This is a genomic window from Acidimicrobiales bacterium, assembly GCA_040219515.1.
Taxonomy (GTDB): Bacteria; Actinomycetota; Acidimicrobiia; order Acidimicrobiales; family Aldehydirespiratoraceae; genus JAJRXC01.
The window spans coordinates 77,203-88,880 of sequence record JAVJSI010000016.1; the positions used below are offsets into that span (position 1 = coordinate 77,203).

The 11,678-nt window shown below is 67.3% G+C and carries 9 protein-coding genes; 6 read left to right on the forward strand and 3 right to left on the reverse strand.

The window, feature by feature from the left end; all coding sequences use genetic code 11:
* The first annotated feature begins 34 nt into the window (after positions 1-34).
* Both RIB98_16345 and RIB98_16350 read left to right on the forward strand, forming a co-directional pair.
* Positions 35-1,165: a site-specific integrase gene (locus RIB98_16345; protein ID MEQ8842553.1), complete on the forward strand. Its 1,131-nt coding sequence runs from the start codon at positions 35-37 to the stop codon at positions 1,163-1,165.
* A 308-nt stretch (positions 1,166-1,473) separates the two neighbouring features.
* Positions 1,474-2,418 carry a Gfo/Idh/MocA family oxidoreductase gene (locus RIB98_16350; protein MEQ8842554.1) on the forward strand — a complete coding sequence of 315 codons (945 nt, stop codon included), beginning with the start codon at positions 1,474-1,476 and terminating at the stop codon, positions 2,416-2,418.
* On the opposite strand, the gene rfbC is transcribed toward RIB98_16350, so the two are convergent.
* Positions 2,369-2,920 (reverse strand): dTDP-4-dehydrorhamnose 3,5-epimerase, encoded by a 552-nt coding sequence (gene rfbC, locus RIB98_16355; protein MEQ8842555.1) that lies wholly within the window; start codon positions 2,918-2,920, stop codon positions 2,369-2,371. The two genes, RIB98_16350 and rfbC, sit on opposite strands and share 50 nt — an antisense overlap.
* Positions 2,917-3,462 (reverse strand): dTDP-4-dehydrorhamnose 3,5-epimerase family protein, encoded by a 546-nt coding sequence (locus RIB98_16360; protein ID MEQ8842556.1) that lies wholly within the window; start codon positions 3,460-3,462, stop codon positions 2,917-2,919. The genes rfbC and RIB98_16360 overlap by 4 nt, the downstream gene beginning before the upstream one ends.
* A gap of 17 nt (positions 3,463-3,479) precedes the next feature.
* On the opposite strand from RIB98_16360, the gene RIB98_16365 reads away from it, so the two are divergent.
* From RIB98_16365 to RIB98_16375, 3 genes are all read left to right on the forward strand, one after another.
* Positions 3,480-4,451, forward strand: a complete 972-nt coding sequence (locus tag RIB98_16365) for a glycosyltransferase family A protein (GenBank protein ID MEQ8842557.1) — start codon at positions 3,480-3,482, stop codon at positions 4,449-4,451.
* A gap of 145 nt (positions 4,452-4,596) precedes the next feature.
* On the forward strand, positions 4,597-6,798 hold the full coding sequence (locus tag RIB98_16370; protein MEQ8842558.1) for a hypothetical protein: 2,202 nt from the start codon (positions 4,597-4,599) through the stop codon (positions 6,796-6,798).
* A 106-nt stretch (positions 6,799-6,904) separates the two neighbouring features.
* Entirely contained in the window at positions 6,905-8,344 is a 1,440-nt protein-coding gene (locus RIB98_16375; GenBank protein MEQ8842559.1) for a catalase, read from the forward strand.
* Between the two features lie 20 nt (positions 8,345-8,364).
* Here RIB98_16375 and RIB98_16380 read toward each other — a convergent pair whose 3' ends face one another.
* A complete protein-coding gene (locus RIB98_16380; protein ID MEQ8842560.1) occupies positions 8,365-9,579 on the reverse strand; it encodes an S-layer homology domain-containing protein in 1,215 nt (404 codons plus the stop codon).
* A gap of 81 nt (positions 9,580-9,660) precedes the next feature.
* On the opposite strand from RIB98_16380, the gene RIB98_16385 reads away from it, so the two are divergent.
* The gene (locus tag RIB98_16385; protein MEQ8842561.1) at positions 9,661-11,676 is read left to right on the forward strand and encodes an S-layer homology domain-containing protein; all 2,016 of its coding nucleotides are present in this window, start codon (positions 9,661-9,663) and stop codon (positions 11,674-11,676) included.
* Positions 11,677-11,678: the final 2 nt, after the last annotated feature.

The following is an 11,678-nucleotide window of genomic DNA, read 5'->3' on the forward strand; positions in this document are numbered from 1 at the left end:
CAACCGTCAACTTGGGGGCAACGCCGTGGCTTCCGTGAGCGTTCACCGTGCTGCTGACCGCTGGAAGGTCCGATGGCGAGAGCCCGATGGGAAGGAACGCGCCAAGCGCTTCGACTTGAAGCGGGACGCGTCGAGCTTCGCGACGAGAGTACGTAGAGAACTGGACGTCGGCTCGTATCAGACGCGGACGGAGTTCGAGCTTCATGCGAAGCGCCAGCGGGAGGCAACGGTCCGTGCCGTTGCTCGCCGGTGGCTTGAACTTGAGAGCGTCCGACTGAAGCCGACGACGGTCGTGGCCTACGAGTCGATTATTGAGGGTCACATCGAGGCTGCCTTTGGAACCACCCCGGTTTCGCAGTTGGACGCTCGAGATGTTCAGCAGTTCGTGGCTGGGCTCACGTCCGGTGGCCGCCAGCCAAGGACGGTGCGCAACGTCGTGAATGTTCTCCGACCCGTCCTCGAGCTGGCAGTGAGTGAGGGTCTGGTGGACAAGAACCCGGCGGATGGTGTTCGCCTGCCACCGCCGCGAACGACGGCCTCGGAGCGGATGGTGTTCGCGCCTGCCGAGGAACTCATTCGCCTCGCCACCGAACTCGGTAGGACCTACTCGCCGCTGGTGCTGTTCGCTGCGTTCGTTGGTCTTCGGGCAGGCGAGCTACATGCGTTGCGCGTAGGGGACGTCGACAGCTCTAGAGGGAGGGTGACGATTAGGAGGTCGGTCGAGGAGGTGCGTGGTCGACTCGTCGAGGGCACGCCCAAGAACGGCCGGGAGAGAACCGTCGGGGTTCCACCGGAAGTGCTGGCCGCGCTGAGTCCGCGACTGCTCGAGCGCTCGTCCCGGGACCTCGTCTTCACGACAGACTCCGGTGGGCAGATTCGCCACAGCAACTTCTACCGTCGGCATTACCGACCAGCGGTCGTGCGATGCTCGACGGCCTCGGACTTGCCGAAGGACTTCCGTTTTCATGACCTCCGGCACTCGTGCGCCGCGCTGTTAATCGCAGAAGGAGCTCACCCGAGGGCCATCATGGAGAGACTTGGACACTCTTCCATCAGCGTCACGCTGGACACGTACGGCCATCTCTTCCCGAGTATCGATGAGTCGCTGACGGCGGCGCTGGACACCACGATTCGGGCGGCCCTCGAAGGCATTGAGGCCGCGTGATTGGACACCTGGTGGACACAGGCCCTCGGGGAAGGTCCGGGACCAACCGTGAACGGACGAGGTCGGGAGGCGTGGACTCCTAGCGGTTCCTCAGGTTTCGGAGCCCTTGAGTTCTGAGAATCGGCTCCCGTTTCCGAAATCGTTCTGGGGGACCGAAGGTCGGAGGTTCAAATCCTCTCAGCCCGACCACCGAAGAACCTCGAGGATCCCCGCTTCGGCGGGGATCCTCCCGTTTCCGGGGGCCGCGTCCATCCGCCGTCCCATCCGAGACCCGGTCACTCGACGACCTGGCCGCCTACGCTTCCTCCGTGACAGGAATCGGGCTGGTCGGGTGCGGGCGATGGGGACGACACATCCTGCGGGATCTCCTGGCGCTGGAGTGCACGGTGACGGTCGTCGAGCGGTCGCGTGCGGGACGCGAGAGGGCGCGGGGCCTGGGCGCCCACCGCGTCGCCTCGACGGTGGACCAGCTCGACGACGTCGACGGCGTCGTGATCGCAACGCCGGTCGCCACCCACGCGACCTTCATCCACCAGGGGCTCGACCTCGGCGTTCCGGTCTTCACCGAGAAGGCCATGACCGACGACGTCGGGGCCGCGGACGAGATCGTTGAGCGCGCGGCTGATCGCGTCTTCGTCATGGAGAAGTGGCGGTATCACCCGGCAGTCATCCGACTCGCCGAACTGGCGGCGGAGGGCACCCTCGGGCAGATCGCCGGTATGTCGACAGTCCGCCACCAGTGGGGTGACAGCCATCCCGACACCGATCCGGTCTGGACATTGCTGCCCCACGATCTCTCGATCGCGAATCACGTGCTCGGTGGGATCCCGTCGGCGATCTCGGCGCAGCGCGTCAGCGGCCTCGTGGACGACACGTCTGGCCGCAGCGAGCCGTTCGAATGCTCATTCGCCGGCCTGATCGGCGCGCTGGGCGACGAGGGGGCGCCATGGCTGCACGTCGATGTGTCCGCCCGGGCGCCCCGCGTCCGTCGAGAAGTCCTGCTGTTCGGCAGCACCGCCACCGCTCGGCTGTCCGATGACGACTACGGGGTGGTGGAGATCCGAGCGACCGGCGACGACGAGGTGCGGGTGGAACGGGTGGCCGACACCATGCCGCTCCTGGCGGAACTGGCGGCGTTCGTCGGGTTCGTCGCGGGGACGGGCCCGGCCCCGCTGGCGTCGGCCGCGGACGGGGCCTTGGGAGTCAGACGAGTGGCTCAGCTGCGGGCACTTGCGGCGGGAGCGTCGACATGAGCTCAGCAAGCGACGGGAGGGCGGCATCGCGCTCGCTGATGAGCGGTTCGGTGACGGGCCAGTCGAGCCGAAGCTCCGGATCGTCGAAGCGGCATCCGTGCTCGTCGGCGGGATCGAAGTAGTGCGACACCGCGTAGACGTGGATCGACGGCTCGGTGAAACAGAAGCCGTGGGCGACGCCAGGCGGAATCGCGATCGCCCCGGAGCCGGCGCGCAGCTCGACCGTCGCAGCTCGCCGAAAGCTCGGCGAAGCGGCGCGAAGATCGTGGAGACCGATCACAGCGGCGCCCTCGGCGAGCAGGAGGAGGTCGTGATGTCGCTGATGCACGTGCACACCTCTGAGCACGCCCTGTTCGCTGCGCACGACGTTCCACTGGCGAGGTGCGGACCCTTCCTGTGTGTTCGCACGCCAGATCTCGGTGAGTGAGCCGCGTTCGTCGCGATGGGGCGTGAACGGTTGCAGGGTGACGCCCTCGATACCGTCGACCGTTGCTCTCGTCACGCCAGGAACCGGTCTGTGGCGAAGTCGTGCATCAGTTGCTCGAGCGACCCGGCCGCCGCGTCCTCGTCGCTCAGCAGCGGACGTTCGTCGGGCCAGTCGATCCCGAGACCGGGGTCATCGAAGCGGCAGCGCCACTCGTCGGAGCCGTCCCATTCTCGGGAGAAGCCGAGCAGGTAGGACGCGGCGTCGTCGAACCAGAAGCCGTGGACGACACCAGGAGGGATTCGGATGGAGCCGTCCTCGGGGCCGAGCGGCCGGAAGTCCGACGACCCCGCGGTGGGGCTGTCGGGGCGGATGTCATGGAGCGCGAGGTGAAGGGTGCCGCTCACGACCACGAGTTGATCGACGCGCCGGCGGTGGACATGCATTCCGCGCAGCGTTCGCGAACGACTCGTGCAGAGCGTCCACTGGCGAGGTCGATCGTCGTGGTCGTGCCACTCGTCACGCCATATCTCGGTGAATTGACCGCGCGCATCGCGGTGCGCGGTGGTTCTTCGCTGTTGCACCGCGGCGATGCCATCGCCGCTCCACCCGATCAACACGAGGGCATCCTAGGGGAATGACACACGGCCAGCCGACTCGGATCGGCGTGATGATCCCGACATTCGACCACGGTCCGATGGTGCGCTTCGCCATCCGCTCGGTACTCGATCAGGACCTGGCGCCGGCGGAGGTGCTCGTCGTCGGCGACGGCGCACCTGATGCGACCGCAGCGACGGTGCTGGCGCTGGGCGCCGCCGACGCCAGAGTTCGCTGGCTTCCGTATCCCAAGGGTGAGCGGCACGGTGAACGCAGTCGCCACGACGTCTTGACGAAGCACACCGATGTCGACGCGGTCTTCTATCTCGGGGATGACGACGTCTGGTTTCCGGACCATCTCGCTCGCCTCGTGCCCCGGCTCGCCGATCACGATTGTGTCTTCGGACTCGACACGCGGGTCCAGCCCGACGGGAGCATGAAGGGGCGTATCCACGATCTCGACCGGCCGGCCTACAGGGCGCGACTGCTCGAGAACGACAATCGCAGCTCGTTGAGTTCGTTCGGTCATCGGATGGATGCCTATCGGTCATTGCCCGAGGGCTGGCGGCCGGCCCCACCCGACATCAACACCGACACGTTCATGTATCAGCAGTTCATCGCGGCGGGCGCAACGGCGACGAGCGGATTGGTGCCGACCGTCCTGCATCTCGGTACCGCTCCCCGACGGCGGATGCCGCTCGCCGAGCGCGAAGCCGAGCTCGAGTCCTACGCAACGGCGATGGGCGATCCGAGCTGGCGTTGGGACGCGGTCGACTCGAAGCTCTTCGACTGGGTGCAACGGCAAGCCTCCATGTTCGAGGAACGCACGTGGCAGCTGGCCGATGAACGAGACGACGCGGCGCGAGAGAACCAGCAGGAGTTGGACCGACTCGAGCGCCGGCACGCCTCCGAGCTCGCACGGCTGACAAAGGACCTCGACAGTGGTCGGGTTGCGGCGCGGACAGTGGTCAGAAAGCTCACGCGTCGCCTGGTCGGTCGCGCTCGTCGCTGAAGACACTGAGGAGAAAGTCCGCGTCTGGCGCGGCCGGCGACCACTCCTTGTGGTCGGCGTTCCTTGTGGGGGACGCGGGACGTGCGCTACCTTCGCCCGGCGGATGTGCGGGGGACGTGCACCGGGGGGCGTTGGAGGCACTTTCATGAAGCAGGGACGGGCGAATCGCGGACGACGTGCGTTGGGTGTGGTGGTCGCAGCTGCGATGTTCACACTGAGTGGGTGCACCTTTCTCGGTCGGGTCAACGTCCCCGACGGCTACAGCACGGCGGCACCACCGAGCACGGCAGCCAGCACCGATCCGGCGATCTCGGCGACCGGCGAGGTCGTGGCGTTCGTCTCGGCGTCTGATGACCTCGTTGCCGGTGACACCAACGGCACGAGCGATGTGTATGTCCGCGATGGCCTGGTCACGTCCCGGGCCAGCCTGACGAATGGCGGCGGCGAGTCGGCCGGGACTGCGTCGCAGCCGTCGGTTTCCGCCGATGGTCGGTACGTGGCGTTCGTGTCGACCGGTGCGGACCTGGTGGCGGGCGACACCAACGGCACCGAGGACGTCTTCGTCCGCGACCGTGTGGCCGGTACGACCGAGCGCGTGAGCGTGACGAATGGCGGCGGCCAGTCGGCCGGGACTGCGTCGCAGCCGTCGGTTTCCGCCGATGGTCGGTACGTGGCGTTCGTGTCGACCGGTGCGGACCTGGTGGCGGGCGACACCAACGGCAGTAGCGACGTGTTCGTTCGTGACCGGGTCGCAAGCACGACCGAACGGGTCAGCGTGCGGAGCAGCGGCAACCAAGCCAACGGTGCGAGCAGCGAGCCTTCGATCAGCCCTTCGGGAGAATGGGTCGCCTACACGTCGCTGGCGACGAACCTCGTCAGTGGCGACAGCAACGGCGTCGCCGACGTGTTCCTGTCGGCCCGTGCGGGAGGCGACACCACGCGGGCCAGCGTGCCCGATACTGTCACCCGCCCGTTCCAGCAATCGAACGGTGCCAGTTCAGAACCGGTGGTGAGCGACGAAGCCACCGGCTACCTGGGTGCACCGGCCCCGGTGATCGCGTTCTCATCCGAAGCGACCAACCTCGAGGGCACCGACGGCAACTCGGGCCGCGACGTATTCGTCACGAGTCGGGTCTTCGGCGCGATCGATCGCACCCTGCGCCTGAGCAACAGCGCCGAGATCGCCTCGGCACCGTCCCTGGCCCTGATCGACGGTGGCCCCAGGTTCGTGGTGTCATTCGTCGTGGGCGACGATGTGGTGTCGGTCGAGCGTCTCTCGCCGGTCGACCTCGCCGGTGTGCAGCGCAGAACCGTGAGCGTCGACAACGACGGTGGCCCGGCCAACGGCGCGAGCGGATCGCCGGCGGTGTCGGGCGACGGGCGTTTCGTCGCGTTCGAGTCGACCGCCGGAAATCTCGCCGGCGGGACCGCCGTCGCGACGGCCGGCGACATACGGATCGGTCGAGCGACCAAGACCAGCGTCGAGGCAGTGACCCCGGACCGCCTCGGCTTGCTGGAAACGCGTGACCTCACCGTCAGCGGTGCGAACTTCGATCCGGGAAGCTCGGCGATCTCGCTCGGCGGATTGCTCGTCAACTCCACCACCTTCGTGTCGGCCGACGAACTCGTGGTGAACGTGACGGCAACGGTCGATGCCGCGACGGAGGACTTTCAATCGCTCTACATCCTGACGGCCGGCCGCGCCGGCGGACCCGACGGCCTCGATCTGGCCACGTGCGAGGACTGCATCGAGATCGCTGCGGTGGTCGAGCAACCCGGCGACGTCGACATCGAGATCACCGAGATCGCGATCGAGATCGGCGGATTCGAGTTCGCCACGCCCAGCTGCCCGCTCGGGGCGTGCCCGGCGATCTCCGGAGAGGTCTCGGTCGACGGTGACCTCGAGTTCGGTCTCGACTCGATCGAGCTCGACCCGATCGAGATTCCGGTGGAACTCATCCAGGGTCTCGAGGTCACCGTCGGTCTGGTGCCCAAGTTCGTGGCCCCGAACGGCACGGTGGTTCCGGCCAACGGCGCCATCGACCTCGGGTTCGGCTTCGCCATCGGTCTCGAGAGCGCGCTCTTGCCGTCGTCGTGCGCGATCGGGCCGGTGCAGGCATCGCTGTCGGCTGGTCCCGGCGGCGATCCGCTCGGTGTCGCCTACGACCAGGCCGACGGCACGGCGGTCCTGCACGGCGGCTTCACCGAGGAGCTCGCCATCACCGGGTGTGGTCTGTTCACCGGTGTGCTGAACACGCTGTTCGGGTTCCCGATCCCGATCGCCGAGAACCAGCTCGAACTCCGCGTGCAGCTCGACCCGGTCCTGACCGGCACCGTCGTTCCCTGACCCCGGGTCCGGCGGGGATCGCTTGTTTGGCGCGCCCGGCAGCCGGGTAGGAGGTCGTTGCGCGCTGTACGCGTGACCACCCCGCCAGGTTCCAGGAGGACCGCCCATGTCGACCGAGCCCACCACGACCGATGCTGGTATTCCCGTTGCCAGCGACGAGCACTCGCTCACCGCCGGCGCCGACGGACCGATCGTGTTCCACGATCACTACCTGATGGAGCAGATGGCGGCCTTCAACCGGGAGATGATTCCCGACCGCCAGCCGCACGCCAAGGGCAGTGGCGCGTTCGGCTCGTTCGAGGTGACCCAGGATGTCACTCAGTGGACGAAGGCGTCGCTGTTCCAACCGGGAGCGAAGACCGACATGGTCGCGCGCTTCTCCACGGTTGCCGGCGAGAGCGGTTCGCCCGACACGTGGCGCGATCCCCGTGGTTTCGCGCTGAAGTTCTACACCGACGAGGGCAACTACGACATGGTGGGCAACAACACCCCGGTCTTCTTCGTCCGTGACCCGATGAAGTTCCAGCACTTCATCCACTCCCAGAAGCGACGCGCCGACAACGGACTGCGTGATCACGACATGCAGTGGGACTTCTGGTCGCTCTCGCCCGAGACGGCACACCAGGTCGCCTGGTTGATGGGTGATCGAGGGATCCCGAAGACGTGGCGCAACATGAACGGCTACTCGAGCCACACCTACATGTGGGTCAACGCCGAGGGCCAGCGCGTCTGGGTCAAGTACCACTTCAAGACCGACCAGGGCATCGAGTTCTTCACCCAGGAGGAGGCCGACAGGGTGGCCGGTGACGACGCCGACTACCACCGTCGCGATCTGTTCACGAACATCGACGACGGCAACTTCCCGTCCTGGACGTTGAAGGTGCAGATCATGCCGTTCGACGACGCCGAGAACTACCGATTCCATCCCTTCGACCTGACGAAGGTGTGGCCCCACGACGACTACCCGCTCCACGAAGTGGGTCGGATGACGCTCGACCGGAATCCGACCGACTTCCACAGTCAGATCGAGCAGGCGGCGTTCCAGCCCAACAATCTCGTACCCGGCATCGGGCCGAGTCCCGACCGCATGCTCCTGGCCCGGCTGATCGCCTACGCCGATGCCCACCGGGCCCGGCTCGGCGTGAACTATCAGCAGATCCCGGTGAATGCGCCCCAGTGCCCGTTCCACAGCTACAGCAAGGGCGGCGCCATGCGCATGGACACGGTGAGCGACCCCGTCTACGCCCCGAACAGCAAGGGTGGGCCGGCGGCCGACCCGGCGAAGTACCCGAACGACGCCGTCTGGTCGGGCGGGGGAGAGTTCCAGCACGCGCCCTACGTGCCGCATGCCGACGACACGGACTTCGTGCAGCCCGGCACCCTCGTGCGCGAGGTGATGGACGACGCGGCCAGGGAACGACTCGTGGAGAATGCGGCGGGACACCTCTCCGACGGCGTGTCGGACGAGGTGCTCGAGCGCTCGCTCGACTACTGGCGCAACATCGACAAGCAGACCGGCGACAAGATCGCCGAGAACATCACCTGACCGGCGCGACGCGCCGGTGGTCAGCAGCCCGAGCCGGGCCGGTCCGGGACCGAGGGGTCGACCACCTCGATGTGCACGTGCGGCCACGACGGCGATGCGGTGAGGTCATCGACCTGCGAGACGAACGGAAGGACCGTCGCGTGGTCGCCGATCACCGTTTCGCCGGCGACGACCGTGTCACCCACGGCGGGTCGAAGCCCCTCGAAATGCAGCACCTTGACCTCCCAGCCGGGCCGGTCGGTCGGTTCGATCACCACGAACTCGTCACGATGGTCGCAATAGAGCGTGTATCCGCCACCGCGGATGACGGTGCCCGTGACCGGCGAGCGGATCTCGTCGGCCGGGTCGATCACGATGTCGGCCGAAGTGTGGCTGCCGTTTCCCCGACCCCTCGATGCCATCGTGGTGACGGCCACCTCGGTCGGCAGGAGCTCCAGCTGCTGCGCCCCGTCGTGATTGCTCTCGTGGAAGCCGATCATCTCGACTCGTGCACTCGGGAGACTCAGCGTGAGTGGGCCGACGGTGGCGAAGGGGCCGTAGGCGGTCTCGGACACCTGTCGCACTGCGTCACCGCCATCGCAGGTCGCCGAGGTGGGATCGACGACGACGCCCGGCCGGCCCTCATGGCGATGGAGGAAGGTCGCCAGTTGGCCGCGCGTGACGCGGAGATCGGGAGAGAACGTGGTCGCCGAGGTGCCGGTGGTGATGCCCTGTGAGTGCATCCACGAGACGGGTGCGTCCTGCCACGTCCGGGTGACGTCGACGAAGGGATGCAGAGGTGCGTCGGGCTCTCCCCCCATTCGGTGGAGCATCGCGGCGACTTCGCCCCTGGTGACCAGCGCATTCGGCGCATAGGTGGTGGGGGAGGTGCCCACGGTGATGCCCTCGGCGGCGAGCCACGAGACGGCGTCGTGCTGCCAATCGGCGATCACGTCGTCGAACGGGTGCGGTGCCGGCGCAGCGGGCTCGCCCTCCACCCGCCACAGGAACGCTGCCAGCTGCCCTCGTGTGACGAGCCCGTCGGGGCTGAAGCACGATGGACTCGTCCCCGTCGTGATGTCGTTGTCGACCATCCACTGGACCGCATCCGTGTAGTACCGGTCGGGTGCAACGTCGCCGAATCCGGCGATCGCACCGGCCGGTTGCACGACCATCGTCAGCGCCGCGAACACCACCGTGATGGCAAGTCGACGATGGACTCGTCCGCATCGATGCCGATCACCCGAGGTGGCCATCACGGCCGCCGAACGTAGCACCGAAACTCTTGCGCCAGGATGACGCGGTTTCGGTCACGCCCTGCTGTACCTTTCCCGCGCATGCCCTCCCGACCTCGCCCGGCCGCTCGTCCAAGCGGCCATCGCTCCGCCACCGTCACGGTCGTCCTCGCGCTCTTCGCGACGCTGGTGAGCGTCGTGCCGGTGAGTGGCGCACCAGTCGCCTGTCCGGCCGGCACCATGGCGTTCGACGACGTTCCCGCCTCGTCGTTCGCGTACGACGACATCGTGTGCATCGAGCGACTGGACATCACCACCGGCACGAGCCCGACGACCTACTCACCGAGCGATTTCGTGACCCGTGAGCAGATGGCGTCGTTCCTCTCCCGGCTCTACCGGGTCATCAACGGCGAGGCCGCGCCGGTGGCTGCCACACCGTTCACCGATGTCGCCGCCGACTCCTTTGCCACGCGCGACATCGCCCGGATCTACGGGCTCGGCATCACCACGGGCACGACGGGCACGACGTATGCGCCGGAGGACTTCGTGACCCGTGAGCAGATGGCGTCGTTCCTCGCCCGGCTGCGTCGGGTGCTCGAGGGCTATTGCGCCTCACCGGAGAGCCCGTTCACCGATGTGGCGGACACCTCGTTCGCGAAGCTCGATGTCGCGTGCCTCTACGGCCTGAAGATCACGACCGGCACCACGCCCACGACGTACTCGCCGAACGATTTCGTCACGCGGGAACAGATGGCGTCGTTCCTCGCCCGCTTCTACCGGACGGGACGGCGCGACGCGAGCTTCACTCCACGGCCGCCGCGTCCAGGAGACCCCGTGGTCCCTCGCAACCCGGTCGACCCCCGCAACCCTGTTGATCCCCGAGACCCGCTGGATCCGCGCAACGTGAGCTGCGCGTTGCGAACCGAGTACGTCGATGTGAACGAGGTCGTGACGACCGGCCGTCTCGCCGTGTGGTGGGGCCCGACCGGCGGCGATCTCACCGACATCGCCGACCTCGTGCTCGACGACATGGCGTGGGCGTGGGACGTTGCCACCGACACACTGGGGTTCGATCCGCCGCAGGGTTTCCCCGAGTACTGCACCAACATCTACCTGATCGACACCGGTGGCGTCACCGACAGCCTGACCGCGGGCTTCGGCGAGGACGTCAACGGCGTCCCGTATGTGAACCTCCCCGTCGGCATCGCCTCGCAGTTCCTCACGACGCCGCCCGGGCCGAACTCCCAGAGTCAGTACACGACCCACGAGATGATGCACGTCTTCCAGGTCGGTGCGCCGTTCCCGAACAGCGGCGACGCGGCCTGGTACTGGGAAGCAGTGGCCGAGTGGTTCGTCGACCGGGTGCACCCCACCGACACCGTCGGCAAGGACTCGATCGGTCAGTATCTGCTGAACCCGCAGCTGCCGCTCTGGGCCTCCAGGAACAACCAGGGGTCGCCGGCCGGAGAGCTCAGCGTGAGCCGACGCTTCCACGACTACGGGGCCGGCGCCTTCCTCACCTGGCTGAGCGAGGGCAACGGTGCGACCAGCGCGATCGTCGACTCCTGGGACGACGTGCCGTCCGGCACCCTTCCCCAGGAGTGGCTCTTCGACGAACTGGCTCGCGACGGCGAGGACATGGCTGCCTCGTTCGTCGACTTCGCCGCTCACGCGGCGACGGTCGACTTCTCCCGCAATGCTGCGGCGATCCGGAACCATCGCGACGAGGCTGCGTCGTCCGCGGCGAACGCGGGCGACGTCCACTTCCGGACGGCGACCGTGGGCAATGCCGGCATCGGCTGGACCGGTGCCCCCAGCTCCTTGATTCCGGGTGCGTGGGCCTACAACGCCATCTCGCTCGCGGCCACGTCGGCCGGCACCTTCTCGGTCGAGATCGACCCTGCGGCCACCGGATCCAAGGGGAGCCGGTCCGATCTCCGGGGAGTGGCGGTTCGCCAGCGGGGAAACACCCGCACCTACGTCCCGTTGGGCAGTGACGACAAGGCCTCGGTCGCGGTTGTCGCCGGTGACGAGCTGTGGCTCGTCGTGGCGAGTGTGCCCGACGTGTTCAGCGGCAACGAGCGCTTCGACTACGACTACCGCTTCGTGAAGTCGTAGCG

Excerpts from the sequence above, each read along its gene's own strand:
- RIB98_16370 (MEQ8842558.1), top strand. The coding sequence starts at position 4,597 with ATGAAGCAGGGACGGGCGAATCGCGGACGACGTGCGTTGGGTGTGGTG.
- RIB98_16385 (MEQ8842561.1), top strand. The coding sequence starts at position 9,661 with ATGCCCTCCCGACCTCGCCCGGCCGCTCGTCCAAGCGGCCATCGCTCC.
- RIB98_16375 (MEQ8842559.1), top strand. The coding sequence starts at position 6,905 with ATGTCGACCGAGCCCACCACGACCGATGCTGGTATTCCCGTTGCCAGC.
- RIB98_16365 (MEQ8842557.1), top strand. The coding sequence starts at position 3,480 with ATGACACACGGCCAGCCGACTCGGATCGGCGTGATGATCCCGACATTC.
- RIB98_16380 (MEQ8842560.1), bottom strand. The coding sequence starts at position 9,579 with ATGGCCACCTCGGGTGATCGGCATCGATGCGGACGAGTCCATCGTCGA.